The organism is Nocardiopsis terrae, assembly GCF_014651695.1.
Classification (GTDB): Bacteria; Actinomycetota; Actinomycetes; order Streptosporangiales; family Streptosporangiaceae; genus Nocardiopsis; species Nocardiopsis terrae.
In genome coordinates this window covers 108,366-126,092 of sequence record NZ_BMXJ01000008.1, presented here as the reverse complement: position 1 = coordinate 126,092, position 17,727 = coordinate 108,366, and the positions used below count along the sequence as shown (strand labels likewise).

10 protein-coding genes and 1 pseudogene are annotated in these 17,727 nt (G+C 70.6%); all 11 read right to left on the bottom strand.

The genetic code is table 11. The features are described from left to right. Positions 1 to 3 precede the first annotated feature (3 nt). Positions 4 to 5,498: pseudogene (locus IE195_RS22535) on the bottom strand (beta-ketoacyl synthase N-terminal-like domain-containing protein); the annotation flags it as partial. Between the two features lie 468 nt (positions 5,499 to 5,966). Then, positions 5,967 to 7,223, bottom strand: coding sequence for a styrene monooxygenase/indole monooxygenase family protein (locus IE195_RS22530; RefSeq protein WP_191274945.1), 1,257 nt, complete (start codon positions 7,221 to 7,223; stop codon positions 5,967 to 5,969). Positions 7,224 to 7,294: 71 nt separating this feature from the next. Continuing rightward, positions 7,295 to 7,852, bottom strand: a complete 558-nt coding sequence (locus IE195_RS22525) for a GTP-binding protein (RefSeq protein WP_191274943.1) — start codon at positions 7,850 to 7,852, stop codon at positions 7,295 to 7,297. A gap of 22 nt (positions 7,853 to 7,874) precedes the next feature. Next, complete coding sequence (locus IE195_RS22520; protein ID WP_191274940.1) at positions 7,875 to 8,234, bottom strand: DUF742 domain-containing protein; 360 nt, start codon at positions 8,232 to 8,234, stop codon at positions 7,875 to 7,877. Between the two features lie 46 nt (positions 8,235 to 8,280). Continuing rightward, the gene (locus tag IE195_RS22515; RefSeq protein WP_191274938.1) at positions 8,281 to 8,706 is read right to left on the bottom strand and encodes a roadblock/LC7 domain-containing protein; all 426 of its coding nucleotides are present in this window, start codon (positions 8,704 to 8,706) and stop codon (positions 8,281 to 8,283) included. A gap of 96 nt (positions 8,707 to 8,802) precedes the next feature. Continuing rightward, positions 8,803 to 11,286 (bottom strand): ATP-binding protein, encoded by a 2,484-nt coding sequence (locus tag IE195_RS22510; RefSeq protein ID WP_229826392.1) that lies wholly within the window; start codon positions 11,284 to 11,286, stop codon positions 8,803 to 8,805. Between the two features lie 650 nt (positions 11,287 to 11,936). Continuing rightward, a complete protein-coding gene (gene ccrA / locus IE195_RS22505; RefSeq protein ID WP_191274936.1) occupies positions 11,937 to 13,181 on the bottom strand; it encodes a crotonyl-CoA carboxylase/reductase in 1,245 nt (414 codons plus the stop codon). Positions 13,182 to 13,629: 448 nt separating this feature from the next. Then, entirely contained in the window at positions 13,630 to 15,441 is a 1,812-nt protein-coding gene (locus tag IE195_RS22500) for an ABC transporter substrate-binding protein (RefSeq protein ID WP_191274926.1), read from the bottom strand. Next, positions 15,438 to 15,629: a hypothetical protein gene (locus tag IE195_RS22495; RefSeq protein ID WP_191275228.1), complete on the bottom strand. Its 192-nt coding sequence runs from the start codon at positions 15,627 to 15,629 to the stop codon at positions 15,438 to 15,440. Before IE195_RS22495 ends, IE195_RS22500 begins: the two co-directional genes overlap by 4 nt. A 6-nt stretch (positions 15,630 to 15,635) precedes the next feature. After that, positions 15,636 to 16,658, bottom strand: a complete 1,023-nt coding sequence (locus IE195_RS22490; RefSeq protein ID WP_191274924.1) for an ABC transporter ATP-binding protein — start codon at positions 16,656 to 16,658, stop codon at positions 15,636 to 15,638. Continuing rightward, positions 16,651 to 17,724, bottom strand: a complete 1,074-nt coding sequence (locus tag IE195_RS22485) for an ABC transporter ATP-binding protein (RefSeq protein ID WP_191274922.1) — start codon at positions 17,722 to 17,724, stop codon at positions 16,651 to 16,653. Before IE195_RS22485 ends, IE195_RS22490 begins: the two co-directional genes overlap by 8 nt. Positions 17,725 to 17,727 lie beyond the last annotated feature (3 nt).

Genomic DNA, 17,727 nt, shown 5'->3' with positions numbered 1-17,727 from the left:
TGCCAGAGCCTCGTGGAAGACGTCGACCGCTGCCTGCCCGGACCGTCCCGGCGTGCCCAGCGTCCCGGCGGAGGAGGAGAACACGACGAAGGAGGCCAGGTCCAGTCCGCTGGTCAGCTCGTGCAGGTTCCAGGACTCCTGTGCCCTCGTCCGGAACAGCTCCTCACCGCTCCGCTCACCGGGGGACTGCGGGTCAGCTCCGGCCGTGTGCACGACGGCGCGCAGCGGATGCTCCTGCGGGACCTCGGCGAGCAACCGTTCCAGTTCGGTCCGGTCGGCCAGGTCGCAGGCCCGCACGGACACCCGTGCACCCAGGGCGCGCAGCTCAGCGGTCCGTTCGTCCTGGCCCAGGGCCGCCGCCCCCTCGGGGTGGACGAGGAGCAGGTGGCGGACACCGTACCCGGTGACCAGGTGACGGGCGACCCGGTGGCCCAGGCGCCCGGCCCTCCCGGTCACCAGGACGGTGCCCTCCTGGGGGAAGGGGGCCGGGAGGGTGAGGACCACCTTGCCCGTGGTCCCGCCCGGGCGCAGCACGTCCAGGGCCTCACGGACGTCCCGCACGTCGTAGGAGGTGACGGGGCCCAGACGTAGCGCCCCGGAGGAGAACAGCTCCATGATCCGGTGGAGCATGCGCTCGATCCGCTCGGGCCCCGTGTCCGCGAGGTCGAGGGCGTGGTAGCCGCGCCCGGGATGGCTCTCCGCCACCTGGGAGTCCTCACGGTGACCGGTCGCGGCCACGTGTACGAGCCTGCCGCCCACACCTGCTCCGTCAGCAGGGGAGCGCAGCAGGCCCAGCGAGGGGTCGAGGAACTCCTCGGGGAGCGTGTGCAGGACCGCGTCCAGACCGCGCCCTCCGTTGGCGGCGCGCAACCTGTGATCGAACCCGGATGTGTGGCTGGGCGCCAGGTGCTCCTCCCCCAGGCCGAAGTCGGCCAGGTCCGGCCAGGTCTGCTGGGGCGCGGTTCCGAACACCCTCGCGCCCATCTGCCGAGCGAGCTGCACGGCGGCCAGACCCGTGCCCTCCGCGGCGGAGTGGATCAGGACGCTCTCCCCCGGACGGATCGCCGCCAGGTCCACCAGCGCGTGATAGGCGGTCAGATGGTCGAGCGGGACAGCGGCGGCGTCCTCGTAGGACCAGTCCTGCGGAATCCGTACCAGTACACGCCGGTCAGTGACGGCCAAGGGACTGAAGCCGCCCTCGAAGAGCCCGGTGACCCGGTCCCCGGGTGCGAGGTCATCGACCCCGGCCCCGGTCTCCAGTACCAGGCCGGCCCCCTCGGACCAGGTACGCGCCCGCGCCCCGGTTCCGGGGGCGGTGGCGTCCTCCCGGTTCAGGCCGACGGCGCGCACAGCCACCCGGACCTGGTGGGTCCCCAGCGGGGTCGCGGCACCCGGGGCGGGCAGCGGCGCGACCGTACCGCCGGCGCCGACGGCACCGGGGTCCAGCGACCACGAAGCAGCCGGTGGAACGAACATCTCCTCGTCCGCGGACTCGGCCAACCTCGGCACCAGGACACGGCCGCAGCGCAGCGCCGTCTGGGGTTCCCCCGAGCCCACCGCGGCGGCCAGCACCCGGTGGGACTCCTCCGAACCGTCGGAGTCCACGAGCACGAGCCGGCCGGGGTGTTCCCGCTGAATCGAGCGGAGCAGCCCCCACACCGGTGCGGCGGCCAGTCCGCTGAGCCGGTCTCCGCCGGACGTGGCCACCGACCGCCAGGTCACCAGGGCCAGTCGGGAGTGGGCGGTCCGTTCGTCCGCCAACCAGGTCCGTACGGTCTCCAGCGCCGATTCCAGCCCCTGGTAAGCGGCGGTCGGCACCGGGTCCTGGTCGGCGTAGACGACGGGGGCGGGGAGTTCCGCGTAGACCACGGCGGGGACGGGCGCCGGGGACTCCAGTACGTCCATGGTGGCCACCCCGGCAGGTACCTCGGTCTGGGCCAGCGGCCCCCGGAGTTGCTCCCACCGCAGCCGGTAGCGCCCGGGCTCCTCGTCCGGTGAGGTCGGCAGGTCCCCCGCGCCCACCGGGCGCAGAACGAGCTCGTCCACTTCCAGGACGGAACGGCCGTCGCCGTCACGGGCACCGAGGCGGTACCGGCCGCTGCCCAGCGGCTCCAGGGTCACGAACAGCTCGGTGGGAACACCGTCCGCGACGGAGGCCGCCGGTCCGGCCCCCTCCTCCCGGACCCGGACCCCGTTCCAGGCGCGGGGCACCACCATCGTGCCGTCCCGTTCGGCGCCGAAGAGCAGGACTGCGTGCAGGGCGGAGTCGAGCAGGGCGGAACGGGCGCCGGTCGGGGAGGTCCGTGCGTCCTCGGGCAGGGCGACCCTGGCCAGCAGAGCCTCCTCCCGGTACCGGACCTCACGCAGCCCGCGGAAGAGCTCGCCGTGGTCGTAGCCGCGCCTGCCCAGCCGCGCGTAGCCCTCCTCCGGGTCGAAGTCCGCCGCCCGGCCCTCGAACAGGGGCCGGTCCCGTTCGACGCCCCCGCCCGGGGCGAAGGCCTCGGGCCCCAGCGACCCCCTGGCGTGCCTGACCCATCCCCCCTGCCCCTGGCCTCGGGAGTGCACGGTCACCTCTCGTCCGCCCCGTGCGTCGGGTGCCTCGACGGTGACCTGCACAGACGTCGAGCGTCCGCCGGAGAGGACCAGGGGCGCTTCCAGCGCGAGCTCGTCGACGAAGGGGGCACCGACCGCGGCCGCGGCACGCAGTACCAGGGTGAGCATCGCCGTTCCGGGAAGCAGCGTGCGGTCCAACAACCGGTGTTCCAGTGTCCAGGGGTGGCGGACGCCGTCGATCGTTCCGGTGAACACCGTGCGTCCGTCGGCCAGTTCCAGCCCCTCCGGCCCCAGCAGGTCCTCCTCGGGGGTCCGGTCCGGTCCGGGCGCCGCGCTTGCGGGCGCGGCCGTCGTCGGGGGCCAGAACCGTTCCCGTTGGAACTGGTAGGTGGGCAGGTCGGTACGGTGGGCTCCGGTGCCCTCGAACAGGGCGGTCCAGTCGACGTCCACCCCCGCGGTGAAGGCCCGCGCAGCCGCGCCGAGGAGTTGCGCGTGATCGCCCGAGCCCCGTCGCAGGGTCTCCAGCACGTGTCCGGACACCCCTGCCCGGTCCAACGCCCCCCGCAGTTCGCGCGAGAGCACCGGGGCCGGAGCGACCTCGATGAGGACGCGGTGCCCGTCAGCGATGAGCGCGTCCACCGCCGGGGCGAGCAGGACCGGTTCGCGTAGGGCGTCGTGCCAGTAGTCCGTGTCCAGAGCGGGACCGTCCGCACCGATCCGCGCGCCGACCAGGGTCGAGTAGAAGGGCACCTCCGGCGTCCGGCAGCGCACGGCCCCCAGGTGTTCGGCGACCCAGCCGCGGACGCGGTCCACCTGTCCGGGATGGCAGGTGTGGTCCACGTTCGTGACCTCGGCGCTCACCCCGCGGGCGGAACAGCGGCGCACCGCCTCGTCCACCGCACCCGGGCCGCCCGCGACCACCACGGACTCGGGTCCGTTGACAGCGCTCACGTGCAGGTCCGGTACGGTGCTGACCATGCGTTCGGCCTCCTCGGCCGAAATCCCCAGCGCAGCCGTTCCGGTACCGGCCGACAGCGATGTGACGGCACGGCCGCGCAGCGCCACCACACGCGCGGCCTCCTCCAGGGACAGGGCTCCGGCGACGCAGGCCGCGGCCGGTTCGCCCTGGGCGTCTCCGACGACGGCGCCGGGCTCGACCCCCAGGGCCTCCCACACCCGGGCCAGCGAGACCATGACGGCCCACATCACCGGCTGTACGACATCGGCGCTGGCGCTCTCCCCTCGGAGGGAGGGAGCACCGGACTCGCCCCGCAGGACGGCCGAGACGGACCAGTCCGTGTAGGGCTCCAGGGCCCGCTCACAGGAGCGCAGCCGCCGGGTGAACACCTCCGCCAGAAGGCCCTCGCCGTCCAGCAGGTCCCGGGCCATCCCCTCCCACTGTCCGTCCTGACCGGAGAAGACCATGACGGCGCCGGACGTGCCGCTGCCCGCGCCGGTGCGCCCCTCCAGACGGACCGACTCCAGGTCCTGGCTCTCGTCACCGGGAGCGAACACCACGGCCCGGTGCTCGAAGACGTCCCGGGTGGTGACCAGGGAGAGGCCGATGTCGCGCGCGTCGACTCCGGGGTGGGCGCTCACGTGGGCGTGCAGAGCCGAGGCCTGGGCCCGCAGCGCCTCGGCGGAACGGGCGGACAGGACCCAGGGGACGGGATCCTGGGAGCGCACCGCGACCGGCTCGCGTGCGGCGCGGTCCGCCGCCGGGGCCGGGCCGAGGACCAGGTGGCAGTTGGTGCCGCCCATGCCGAAGGAGGAGACCCCCGCCAGGGGGGCGTGTCGCGGCCAGGGTTCGCGCCGGGTCTGCACTGACAGCCCCCAGCCGTCCAGGTCGATCCGGGGGTTGGGCTCGGCGTAGTTCAGGTTGCGCGGTATCAGCTGGTGTTCCAGGCTGAGCACGGTTTTGAGCAGGCCCACGATGCCCGCGGCGCCCTCCAGGTGGCCGATGTTGGTCTTGACCGAACCCACCCGCAGGGGTTCGCGTCCGCCCCGGCCGAAGACCCCGCCGAGAGCCGCCGCCTCCACCGGGTCGCCGACGGGTGTGCCCGTCCCGTGCAGTTCGACGTAGGCGACCTGGTCGGTGTCCTTGCCCGCGTCGGCGTAGGCGCGGCGGATGACCTCTTCCTGGCCTTCCACGGTGGGACGGGTGAGGAGGTCCCCGGGGCTGGAGTGGCCCACGGCGCCCCCGTGCAGGACGGCGTGGATCCTATCGCCGTCGGCCAGCGCCCCGGCCAGCGTTTTGAGCACGACCAGCACGCCGCCCTCACCCCGGACGTAACCGTTGGCGCGGGAGTCGAAGGTGTGGCAGCGCGCGTCCGGCGAGAGCCCGCCGAAACGTGCCACGCTCTCCGTGCTCTCGGGGACCAGGACGAGGTTGACCCCGCCGGCCAGGGCGGCTTCGGACTCGCCCCGGCGCAGGCTTTCCATGGCCATCTGCACACTGACCAGGGAGGAGGACTGCCCGGAGTCGACGGTGAGGCTGGGGCCGCGCAGACCCAGGGTGTGGGAGAGGCGGTTGGCGATCATGCCCCGGTGGGTGCCGGTGAGGGTGTGGTGGCCGATCGGCCCGAGTCCCCCGCGGTCGTGGACCAGGGCGTAGTCGGAGCCGATCGCTCCGACGAACACCCCCGTCCGGGTGCCCCGCAGGGTGCGGGGGCCACCCGTGCGCTCTCCACCGCCTCCCAGCCCAGTTCGAGCACGAGGCGCTGCTGAGGGTCCATCGCCAGGGCTTCGCGAGGCGAGATCCCGAAGAAGGCGGCGTCGAAGCACTCGGCCCCGTCGAGGTAGCCGCCCCAGTTCCGGTCCCGCTGCCCCGTGGGCCCGCCCAGTCTCGCGGGGGGCGGCGTGACGGCCTCCCGTCCCTCGCGCAGGAGCTGCCAGAACTCTTCGGGTGTCCGGGCCCCGGGGAGGCGGCAGGAGATCCCGACCACGGCCACGGGCTCCCAGTGGCCTGGGGCTGAGGCTCCGACCGGCTCACCACTCACAATCGTTGCCTTTCACTGTCAACCGCACGCTTCGGTCCGAACCCCATACTGTCCGACTCATTGTCGGCACGGATCACCGCATCCGTGCATTTGCACGGGATGCATGAACCTTTGCAGGTCAGGAACGGTTCAACCGAGGCGGGGGGAGCTTTCACCCGTTCCCGACCAGGGGGTGACCGCACACCCCATGAACGGCCATTTGGGACTAACAGCCACCAACCCGAATAAGCGTAGCCCTAGCTCACAACGCCTGACAACGAACGAAGCTATTTCGGACAATATATTCGGACAGCATGCGGCAAGGAACTACACGGCAGACGGGAGAAGACGACAAAGGACCCGACACCCACAGGGGCGTCGGGTCCCTCACTCCGCCGGGCCGGGACCGCCGCACCGGCGGCCTCGGCGGCGCGGTCAGTCGCCGTTCCTGGCCTTGACCTCGTCGATGTACTTCTGGGCGGCCTCGGGGTCGAACAGCCAGTTCTTGTAGTCGGAGGGGAGGTCCCACCCCTGAATCCAACGGTCGCTGATCTCCCGGTACTGCGAGGCCGCGCCCATGACGTTCTCCAGATGGGCGGGCAGATCCTGTTCCCACATGGTGGAAGCGAACTCGGCCCACGCCTGGTTGTCCTGGCCGAATTCCCAGAACCGGTCGAACGCGCTGACCATGAAATCCTCGCTGAACGGCTGGTCGCCGTGCGCGACGATACTGTCCAGGTAAGCCTCAGCGCACCGGGTGGAGTTGTTCCAGCTCTGCCCGACGAAGGGGTCCATGGTGACCACCACGTCGGCCATGCCCAGGACCTTCCCTCCCGAGGGAAGGGTGCCCACCGGGTTGCGCACCTGCGGGGTCAGGTCCTCCACCAGCGTGCTGCGGCCGTCGACCAGTTCGGCGTCCCGTACCCGCTCGAAGAAAGCGGGGGCGTACTTGCGGGTGAGGTCCTTCATCCTGCGCAGCTGCTCCTGCGGGCCCGGCCGGTCGGGCCAGGCGTCCATCGGGCTGCCCTTCTTGTCGACCATGAGCAGGCTGTGGCAGGGCCCCTCCTGGCTCAGGATCGGGATGAAGATGATGTTCCCGGCCTCTTGTGTGATGGCCGCCCACCCGATGTTCTCCGACTCCTCGGGGTCGGGCCACACGTCGTAGATGTAGGCCTGCGCCAGCGAGCGCGGCCGCGCACCGCTGAACCGGCTGCTGTCGTGGTCGAAGAGCTGCCCCAGTTCTCCGTGACCGACCGCGACGATGATCAGGTCGAACATCCGGGAGAAGTAGTCCAGGTCGGAGACGGTGACACCGTGGATCACCACCTTGCCGCCACGGTCCTCGAAGGACTCCAACCAGTCAGCCATCTTCACCCGTCGGTCCACCGAGACCGTGTAGCCGTTGCCCGGGTGCGAGCTTCCGGTGAGAGACGTGACCTTCTCACCGCCCACGTACATGAAGAGCTTCTGCTCACGGATCTGGGGCGACAGTGCGCTCCAGAAGTCGAGGTCGAACTTGCGCTCGTACTCCAGGGCGGTGGGCAGGGTGAACTGGGAGATGGAGGGTTTCCCGGTCCTGATCTCCGTCGAGGACTGCCCCGTGATCACCGTGACGTCGTAGCCATGGGTCAGGAGCCCGTGGGCCAGGTGCAGGCCGGCGTGGCCCGCGCCGACGATAAGGATCTTGCGCATTGTGTCGCTAACTTTCCTGGGGAATCTACGGGGCCGTGGGGAGACCAGGGGGTCCAAGGGCTCCCCGCCCGTCAGGCGACGGGCTCGCTCGCTCGGTTGTGCTCGAGCGCGTACCGCAGCAGCGTCTTGAGCACGTCGCCGCCGGACGTCCTGTGCCTGGCGTCGAAATCGATGATCGGGACCTCGGGGCTGACCTCCAGGGCCTCGCGGACCTGCTCGGAGGTGTAGTCCAGACGTCCCTCGAACTTGTTGAGCGCCACGATGTAGGGGATGCGCTTGTTCGTCTCGAAGTAGTCGACGGCGTCGAAGGAGTCCGCGAGCCTCCTGCAGTCGACCACGACGACGGCGCCCACGGCACCCCGGACGAGATCGTCCCACATGAACCAGAACCGCGCCTGGCCCGGTGTGCCGAACATGTACATGACCAGTTCGTCGTCGATGGTGATGCGACCGAAGTCCATCGCGACGGTGGTCGTCGTCTTGTCGGGTGTGACCGAGGTGTCGTCGTGCCCGACACTGGCCTCGGTCATGATCGCTTCGGTAGTGACCGGCGGAATCTCCGACACCGAGCTCACCAAGGTCGTCTTGCCGGCACCGAAGCCGCCGGCGATGACGATCTTGCTCGACATCTTCTTGCGATTCGACCTGCTGTCACTGGAAAAGTCGTTCGAGACCACGAAGAGCCCTCTCCAGAACCTGGTTTTCGGACGGACTGCTGCCGGTGATGGTCGGGTGGATGTACACCAGGTCCTGCTCAGCCAGGTCACTGATCAGGACCTGGGTGACACCCAGGGGGATGTTCAACTCAGCCGACACCTCGGCGAGAGACCGCGTCTCCCGGCACAGTTTGTAAATACTGATCGACTCCGGCATGAGGGTGCCAGGAGGGTCCTGCCCGGGCTCGGACGTCGAGACCAGGGTCTGCACCATCAGCGGATGCCGTGACCGCGTCCGCCCACCTGTGAAGGTGAACGGGCGAACACGGTTACTCCTTCGCCTGCGGAAGCTCATAGCCGCGGCAACCTCATTCCTGCCGAACCGTTACGGGTCACCGTCGTCAGTTCTGGATGACCTCGCGCAGCTGCGAGCGCAACTGCGGCGTGAGCACGTGGGCGACGTTGTCCACGAGCTTGGCCATCTGGAAACCGACGATCTTCAGCTCCGTACCGGGTGCGGTGAGCACCGCCATACAGGAACCGTCACTGATGGCCATGATGAAGAGGTGGCCGTGGTTGAAGCGGACGAGCAACTGCTCGCACTCGCCCCGCTGGAACAGGCCGGCCCCGCCGACCGCCAGGCTGTGGAGGCCGCTGGCGATCGCCGCGAGCTGCTCGGCGTGCTCCTCGGGGAAGTCGCTCGAGTGGGTCAGGACCAGGCCGTCGGAGGAGACCACCACGGCGTGCTCGACACCGCGCACGTCCCGGACGAACCGGTCGATGAGCCACGAGAAGTTCTCAACGCTGTCGTTCGTGGATTCAGTCATGCTTGTGCTCTACCTGCCTCGGCCGAGTGTCGTTTTCGCTGGGGGTTCTGGGGTGTGTGGGCCCGCGCCGGGTGCGTGGGCCGACTGGTCGGGGGGTCATTCCTTGTCATCCCCGAGGTCCTCACCGTCGAGGGCGGCGCGTTCCCCGTCGAGGAAGTCGCCGAGCTCGTCGCGGATCTGCTCCGCCCGGGCCTCGCCGGTGAGCTTGGGCGGGGTGTCCTCCCGGCCCTTCGGCGGAGGCGGCGGGTTATCCGAGAGCGCACCGGGGTGCGGCATCATCCGCAGCGGCGACCCGTGCGGGGTGGCACTGCGCCGGGGGAGGCCGGCGGAGGTCACCGACGAGTTCCCGCTGGCGGACGAGGCGGGCTTGGCACCGTTGGAGCCGTTGCCTCCCTTGCCGTTGACGGGCTGCTGCGGGATCGGTCCGGTCGGTGTCACGGGAGCGCTCACGCTGGGAATCGTGGAGGTTCGGGTCTGTCCGGGCTGCCGGGGCGTGGCCACCCGCAGGAGCCCCTTGGGGACGATCGTGTAGGCGCTGACCCCGCGGAAGGAGCGGGACTCCAGGCGGGTCTCCAGACCGTGCTTCTGCGCGATCCTGCTGGCCACGTACAGGCCCATGTGCCGGGGTACCTCGTCGTCCAGGACCGGCTCCCCGTCCAGGCGGCTGTTGAGCTCCGCCAGCTGGGTCTCGGGGATGCCCACGCCCTCGTCCTCGACGACGACCATCAGGCGTCCGTCCTCCAGCTCCTGCGCGCTGATCACCACCTGTGAGTGCTCGGGCGAGTTCGCGGTGGCGTTGTCCAACAGCTCGGCCAGGAGGTGGCTGATGTCGTCGGCGGCCAGACCGGTGATGGAGGTCTGCGGGAGCTTGCCCAGGCTGACCCTGGGGTAGTCCTTGATCTCCGAGGTCGCGGCACGGGCGACGTCGAGCAGGGGGACGATCTCGTCGTGGGCGTCGGACTCGCCGCCGTCGTGCCCGGTCAGCACCAGGAAGTTCTCCCCGTTGCGTCGCATACGGGTCGCGAAGTTGTCGATCTGGAAGAGCTTGTCGAGGAGGTCGGGGTCCTGGGCGTCGGTCTCCAGTGCCTCGACCATCTCCAGCAGCGCGTCGACCAGGGACAGGTCGCGCATGGCCAGACCGGCGAGTGCCTCGTTGAGGAGGTCGCCCGACGAGTCGTTCGGGGACTCGGCGGCCGCGGCGTCGGCGGTCGAGGCGGTCCGGGAGGCGGCCGCGCCGTCCTCGGCGGCCGGGTCCGCGGCCCCGGCCCGGGAGGCGCTCTCCGGCTTCGCCTCGGCCCCGTTCCGGTCCGACCCGTCCGCCTGCTCCGCCGGGCCCTCCTCCCGGGCCCGGTCCTGATCCTCGGCGGCCTCGGTCTCGGCCTCGGACCTGGGGAGCGCCTTGTCCTGGCCCACCTCCCGGGGAGGGGACGGTTCGGCGCGTTCGGCGAACAGCGTGGCGGCCGACTCGGCGCTGACGATCTGCGGCTGCTGCCCGGCGGTGAGCACGATGACGTGCTGCACGGGCTGCCCGTAGGGGTTGAACTGGCCGTAGGGGGCGAACTGGCCCGGGTAGACCACCGGCTGGCCCGGGTAGACGTAGCCGGGCGGCTGGTAGGGCGGCGGGTAGGCGCTCTGGTACGGCAGCGGCTGGGGGTGCGGCGGGTAGGGCGCCGGGTAGTGCGGCGCGGGCTGCGGCGGCACCGGGTGGTCGGCCCGCGGGTACCCCGGGTGGGGCGCGGGCGGGGCGTGGCCCTCCTGGTACGGCCACTGGTAGCCGTGCGGCGGCTGCGGGGCCGCGGGCTGGCCCTGGTGCCCGTACTGCCCCTGGTAACCCTGGTAGCCCTGTTGGCCCTGCGGTTCGGGGTAGCCGGGGTGCCCCTGGTAGCCGTACTGGTCCGGGTGGCCCTGCGGCTCCCGGTAGCCGTTGTGGGGCTGGGGCCCCTGCGGAGCGTGGCCGTAGGCGGGCCCGGTGTTGCGGCCCCGCTCCGCTCCCCGGGGGGCGTCGGGCGAGGTGCGCGGCGGCTCGTACGGTGCCTGCGGCCGTTCCTCGTACCCCTGGTGGGCGTGGTCCCCCTGGGGAGGCGTCCACTGCCGCTGGGGCGCCGCGGGCTCGGCCGCGGGCCACTGGGGTTCGGGCTGCTGGGGTTCGGGCTGCCGGGCCTCGGGCCGCCGGGGTTCGCGAACCGCGTCCTGCCCCGGTGCGGACCGTTGGCGGGGAGCGGGGTCGGGGGCCGTGGAGGCCGTCGGGGACACAGGGGCCTCGGGCCGCTCTGTGTGCTCTGGAGGTGTGGGGGTGTCGGTCATGGTGTCCGTGGTGGCGGGGATGTGCGGGCTGCGCGGTTCGGGCTCGTGGAGTCCGACGCCGCGCCACTGGCCGACCGGGTTGGCGCCGGTGTCGACATCGTCGACGTCGACGCTCCGGGTCGTGTAGGGGTTGGGAACGCTCACCCGGGGTGTGGGACGGTAGCCGTTCTCGGCGGACGCGGAGAAGGGTCCGGTGGGGGGCTCCGTCGCGGATGTCTCCTCGCCGTCCGACGTCCGGTCGGGGTCCTGCGAGTGCGGATGCACGGGCTGATGCACGGGATGTCCTTGCTCGGTCTCCGGTGACGGGGGTTCCTGGGACTTGACCATCCGGGAGATGGCCCGGCGGAACCTTCCTTCACGCCTGGCTCCACGCCCATCCTCCGTCGACATCATCTTGGCCAGGGGGTTGTCATCGCGCTCGTGCGGTGACTGCGCCTGTGCCACAATCTCGTCTCCTCGAATCAGGTGGGCGGATTGGCGGTGGCCCCGCACCACCGCCCTGACCAGGGAGGAAGTCACTCCGGGGCCCCGTCGGGGCACTGGTGCGACCAGGCGTCCCGAACGCCGGGGGAACGCCTCGACCGTTTTCGGGGCAGCGGGAACAGGTGTGGCGGACCTTCAGCGTGATCGTCGGAGAGCGCCCGATCAGGCGGACATGTGTCCGTGCTCCACACAATTCCTGTTCTTCCACCGAGAACCGTCGTTCGGTTCGTCAGACTAACAAAGGACGACCAGCTTGACAGAAGAATCGAAGAAGGACCGGAAAAGCATCGGACGGCACCCTTGCGACGTGCACAAACAACGAAAAATAAGCTCTTCGACCAGAAGGAGAACCGGGTATTTTGTGGTATTTTGTCTGATTCTTGCCGGGTGTCACCAGAATCACTTCACCGGCCGCTTCGGCGACACCCGGCGCCCGGACCCGCCTAGAGGTCGATTCCGACCTGACCCGGGGCGGCGTTGACCAGGGCCGCCATATTGCCCGGGGGCTGCTTGTTCTCGTGCAGCAGCTGGTGGGCCTCACCGATCTCGTCGAAGGACACCGTCCTCGTCACACACGGGTCGAGCTGGCCGCCCTCGACCAGGTCGATGACCATGCGGCACTGCGCGGGCGAGGCGAAGTGCGAACCCTGGAGGCGCTTGAGCCGCATCCACAGGAAACGAAGGTCCACGTCGGCCTGGAAGCCCGAGGTGGCCCCGCAGGTCACCACCATTCCCGAGTTGTCGCACAGGTAGAGCGAGGTCGGCAGGGTGTCGGCCCCGGTGTGCTCGAAGACGATCCTGGGCGAGCGCCGCTCACCCAACGCCTCCCAGAACTTCTTCCCGAACGCCCTGGCCCCGCGCATCCAGGCGGCGAAGGCCTGGGCGTCGCTCTCGTCGGGCACCCGGCCCCAGTGGTCGAACTCGGTGCGCAGGATCGTGCCGACCGCGCCGAGTTCACGGCACAGTTCGGCCTTCTTCGGGGTGGAGACCACGGCGACCGGCCTGCCGCCCACCTGACGGGCGAGCTGGATCGCCGAGGTGCCCAGCCCGCCCGCGCCGCCCCAGATCAGCACCGGATCGCCGGGGCGCACGACGTTGGGCTCCCAGCCGAAGAGCTGCCGGTAGGAGGTGGCGGCGCTGGCCAGGAAACCGCCCGCCACGTCCCAGGGCATCCGCTCCGGCTTGCGGTGGCACTGGACGTCCTGCACCAGGGTGAACTGGCCGAAGGAGCCGTAGTTGTGCTCGTAGCCCCACACCCGCATGCTCTTCGAGGCGATGGGGTCGCCGCCCATCCGGATGTCGTCCGAGCTCTCGTCCCACTGCCCTGAGGCGAGGATGACGTGGTCGCCGACCTCGACACCGCGCACGCCCTCACCCACGGCCCAGACCACCCCGGAGCCGTCCGAGCCGCCGATGTGGTACTCGTCGGTCGCCCCCGCCTTCTCCCGGGCGGCGATCACGTCGGCCGGGTGCCCCTTGGCCGCCCAGACGTTGTTGTAGTTGATGCCCGCGGCCATCGTGTACACGAGGACGTGGCCGGGCCTGAGCTCGGGCACCGGAACGACCTCGCGGGCGAAGGCCTCGCGGGGCGTGCCGTAGCGCTCCCTCCGGATGGTGAAGGCGTGCATCCGCGCGGGCACGTGGCCCAGGGGCGGAACCTCTCCGAGTTCGTACAGGTCCTTGGGCATGGCGCACCAGTCCTTTCGAGGGCCGGGAACAGGGGGGCGGGGGTCGGGGGGTCGGAGCGGACAGGGGTACGAGCGGACGCGTGTGCCGGTGCACGCGCCGACGCCGGTGCCGACGGTCAGGCGGATGCACGTGCGACCCGGGCGCCGGGGGAACGGACCCGGAAAGCACAGGGACTCCGACCGGATCCCCCCGGGAACGACGGACAGCGCTGGCACGTCGTGGGGGGCGGACGATCGGGAGACTACATTCCCCGGCCCCGAACGCGCACAAACGGACCGCAGGGGGATGAAGTCGAGCATGCCCGTAATGTCCCGGGCACAGGTACGGGGCGGGGCCCGAAGGCACCCGCCCCGCCGCCACCGCCCCTCCCCCGGGTCTCCCCGGCCGTCCGTCGGGAGGGACCGCGGCGTCCGTCGGGACGACCTGCCCGGTGGACGCTCCCGGGTGTCAGTCCTCGACCGGGGACAGCTCACCCTGGATCAGCGCGAGGATGATGTGGTTGTCCTGGTACTGCTCGTTCTGCGAGGTGGGGGTGTCGGTGGGGAACTCCTCGACCCGCACCCCCTCGACCGCCGGGGCGAGGTACTTGTAGGTCCAGATCGGGATGCGCGGCAGCAGTTCGTTGAAGACGATCGACATCGTCTTCAACGCCTCCAACTGCTCCTCCTCGGTCTCGGCCCGCCTGGCGACGTCCACCAGCTCCGCCAGGTCCACCTCCCCCTGGGAGGGGCTCTCCACCTGGAGGTCGAACCCCTGGCCCGGAGAGTCCTCGGTGCCCGCGTTCTCCGTCATGAAGTTCATCTCGAAGGCGCCCCAGTAGTCGGGCTGCTCCGGGTTCCCCCAGTGGCGGACGGCGACCTCGAAGTCACCGGCGCCCCAGATGCCCCACGGGTTGTCCTGGGGGACGTTGCGCGCCACGGTCCTGATGCCGAAGTCGTTCCAGGCCTCCTCGACCTGGGTGGCGGTCAGCTCGAAGTCACCCCATCCGGCGACGCCGATGACCTCGAAGCTGGCCTCGTCACCGTCGGGGAGGTACCACTTTCCGTCCTCCTTGGTCCAGCCGGCCTCCTCCAGCAGCTCCGCGGCCCTGTCCTGGTCCTGGTCGAAGGTCTCGAAACCCTCGAGCTCCTGCGCGGTGAAGATCTCCTCGGCCTGGCGGTCGGCCAGCCCCGCGTAGTGCGTGACCCGGGTGTAGGCCTCACCGCGGGCCACCTGGCCGATCTGGTCCCCGTCGAGGACGTAGGCGAGCGCCTTGCGCACCCGCACGTCCTGGACCTCCGGCTTGGCCCTGTGGTTGAACATGATGCCGCAGCCGTCGTAACCGGCGTGCTCGATCCAGCGGAAGCCCTCCACGCTCTGGAAGGCCTGCTGGTCGGCGGCGGAGGGTGCCAGGGTGGAGTAGTCGATCTCGCCCTGCTGTACGAGCAGGGCCGACTGGCGGTTGTCGCCCTTGTGGATGACGACCTCGTCGAACTTGACCTCGGTGCCCTGGTAGCCGTCCTCGTTGCGCACCAGCGTGATCCGCGCGTCCGACATCTGCGCCTCGTCGAACCGGTAAGGACCGCTGCAGATGATCGAGTCCGGGTTGAACTCGATGAACTCGGCGTTCCACTCGAGGTGCTCGTCGTCGCCCTGACGGACCCCGTCGTTGACCATCTCCAGCGCACGCTCACCGAAACCGTCGTAGGTGATCTTGGAGACGATGCGGTGTTTGAGAATGCTGCGCTCGATGTTGGGGAACGGGTCCTCGAAGCCCAGGCGAACACTCAGCTCGTCGAGTTTCTCCAGGTCCTGAACCTGGGGAAAGCCGGTACCCCAGGACGGTGCCTCCAGGACGCGCATCGCGTAGCTGCGGACCATGTCGTCGGCGTTGAGATCGCTGCCGTCGCTCCACTTCAGGTCCGGACGCAGGGACACCACGAGGTTGTCGCCGTCCCACTCGTGCCCTTCGAGCAGGAGGTAGTCCCACTCGTGGGTGCTCCAGTTGAAGACGGCGCCCGTGCACAGGAACAGGTCCTTGTAGACGGAGTTGAGCAGGAGCGCGCCGTCCTCGACGTGCACGTTGCGGGTCTGGGAGTCCAGGTCGAAGTCGAAGACCCCGGTGAACCGCGTGGTCCCGGAGTTCGCGCTGTCGCCGCCGGAGCAGGCGGACAGGACGCCGGCGCCCGCCGCGCCGACGGTGCTGAAGCCGACTGCCCTGAGCAGGCGCCGCCTGCTCAGATCCTGCAGGAGGGTGTTGCTCTGGGGGGTGGGGGTCATTCTTGACGCTTCCTTTCCAGGAGGAGGGCGAGCAGGCCGAGGACGAACACGAGCAGGCCGACACCGACGGTGAGGACGCTGATCGTGAACTCGGCCGTCCCGGGGGACGTGAACACGGCCGTGAGGGTGCAGGCGAGGGTGAGGAAGGCTCCGGTGAACAGGCCGAAGCGTCCGATGAGGGGCAACAGGTCACCTCACCCCCGGGTGAGGACGTGGCAGGCCAGCAGCCGGTCGTGGCTGCGGACCAGCGGGGGGCGCTCGGTGTCACAGCTGCCCTGGACGTAGCTCGGGCAGCGCGGGTGGAAGTCGCAGCCCGGCGGCAGGGCGGTGAGGTCGGGGATGTCGTCGCTGCGCAGCCGCACCCGCTCCCTGGTCCCGGCCAGGTCGGGGTCCGGTTCGCAGACCGCGGAGACGAGCGCCCTGGTGTAGGGGTGCTGGGGGTCGTTGACCACCTGCGGGGTGGGCCCGTGCTCCACGACCCTGCCGAGGTACATGACCGCGATCTCGCCCCGCCAGGCGAAGTACTTGGCCACGGCGAGGTCGTGGGTGATGAACAGGAAGCCCACGCCGAGTTCGTCGCGGAGCCTGCCGAGGGTGTTCAGGAGGCTGACCCGGATGGACACGTCCAGCATCGACGTGGACTCGTCGGCGATGATCACCTCGGGGTTCATCGCCAGGGCCCGGGCCACGGCGACGCGCTGGCGCTGGCCGCCGGACATCTGGTGGGGGTACTTGTCCAGGTAGTCCTCGGCCGGTGTGAGGTCGACGCGCTCCAGCAGTTCGGTGACCGCGCGACGGGCCTCGCGGCGGCCCCTGACCGCCCCGTGGCGGCGCAGACCGGCGGAGACCGTGGACAGGACGGTGCGCACCGGGTTCAGGGAGGCGTAGGGGTCCTGGTGGATGTACTGGACCGAGTGCCGGAATGCGGCCCGCTCCTTCCGGTCCATCTCCGCCACGTCCCTGCCGCGGAACAGCACGGACCCCGACGTGGGGCCGGCCAGCGCGGCCGCCATGCGGGCGGTGGTGGTCTTGCCGCAGCCGGACTCCCCGACCAGGCAGAGCACCTGGCCGCGGCGCACCTCCAGGTCGACCCCGGCGACGGCGGGGACGTCACCACGGGGGGTGTCGAAGACCTGTCGGACGCCTCTGAGGGCCAGCACCGGGGGTTCGTCGGGGCGGGGTTCGGCGTGGTCGGGGTTGGCGGTCCGGTCAGTCACGGAAGACCCCCTCGGCGTGGAGTTCGGTGTCGGTGGAGCGCAGGCAGGCCGCTGCGTGGCTCAGTCCCGCGTCGCGGGGTTCGAGTACTTCGAGCTCGGGTCGGGTGACGGTGCAGGCGTCGGCGGCGTGGGCGCAGCGGGGGGCGAAGGAGCAACCAGGGGGTAGGGCGTTGAGGCCGGGCGGGCCGCCGGGGAGAGACTCGGGCACGTGGAGGTCGCCCGCGACCGGCGGCACGGAGTTGATCAGCGCCGACGTGTAGGGGTGCCGGGGGCGGTGGAAGATGTCGCGGGTCGTGCCGGTCTCGATGAGCCGCCCCGCGTACATGGTGCCGACCCGGTCGGCGAGTTCGGCGGCGAGGCCGAGGTCGTGGGTGATGAAGACCATCGCGAAGCCCAGCTCCTCGCGGAGTTCGGTGAGGCGTTCCACGATGGAGCGCTGGGTGAGGATGTCCAGGGCCGTGGTGGGCTCGTCGAGGATCAGCAGTTGGGGTTCGAGCGCCAGGGCCAGGGCGATGAGGCTGCGCTGGCGCATACCGCCGGACAACTCGTGCGGGAAGCTGCCGAGCACCCGGGCCGGGTCGAGCCGGACGGTCTCCAGCAGTCGGGCGGAGCGTTCGAGGATCTCCCCGCGCGGGCGCCGCCCGCCGACCCGCTCGTGGGCGCGGAAGGTGTCGAGGAAGTGGTCCTCGATCCTGAGCACCGGGTTGAAGGCGTTCATGGCGCCCTGGAAGACCATGGCCGCCTCGTTCCAGCGGAAGCGGCGCAGTCTCTCCTTCTCCAGGGTGCGCACGTCGACGCGGGTGCCGTCCTTGCGGCGGAAGAGGATCTCGCCCCCGGAGACCACCCCGGTGCGCGGGAGCAGCCGGAGGAGTGCGAGGCCGAGGGTGGTCTTGCCGCATCCGGACTCGCCGACCAGTGCCATGGACTGTCCGGGGTACAGGTCGAAGGAGACGTCGTGGACGGCGGTGACCCGGCTCCTGCGTCCGGTGCGGTAGCCGACGTCGACTCCGCGTACGGACAGCAGGGCGCCGTCGGGGGCGTCCGGGGCGGCGGGGAGGTCGTTCACGGG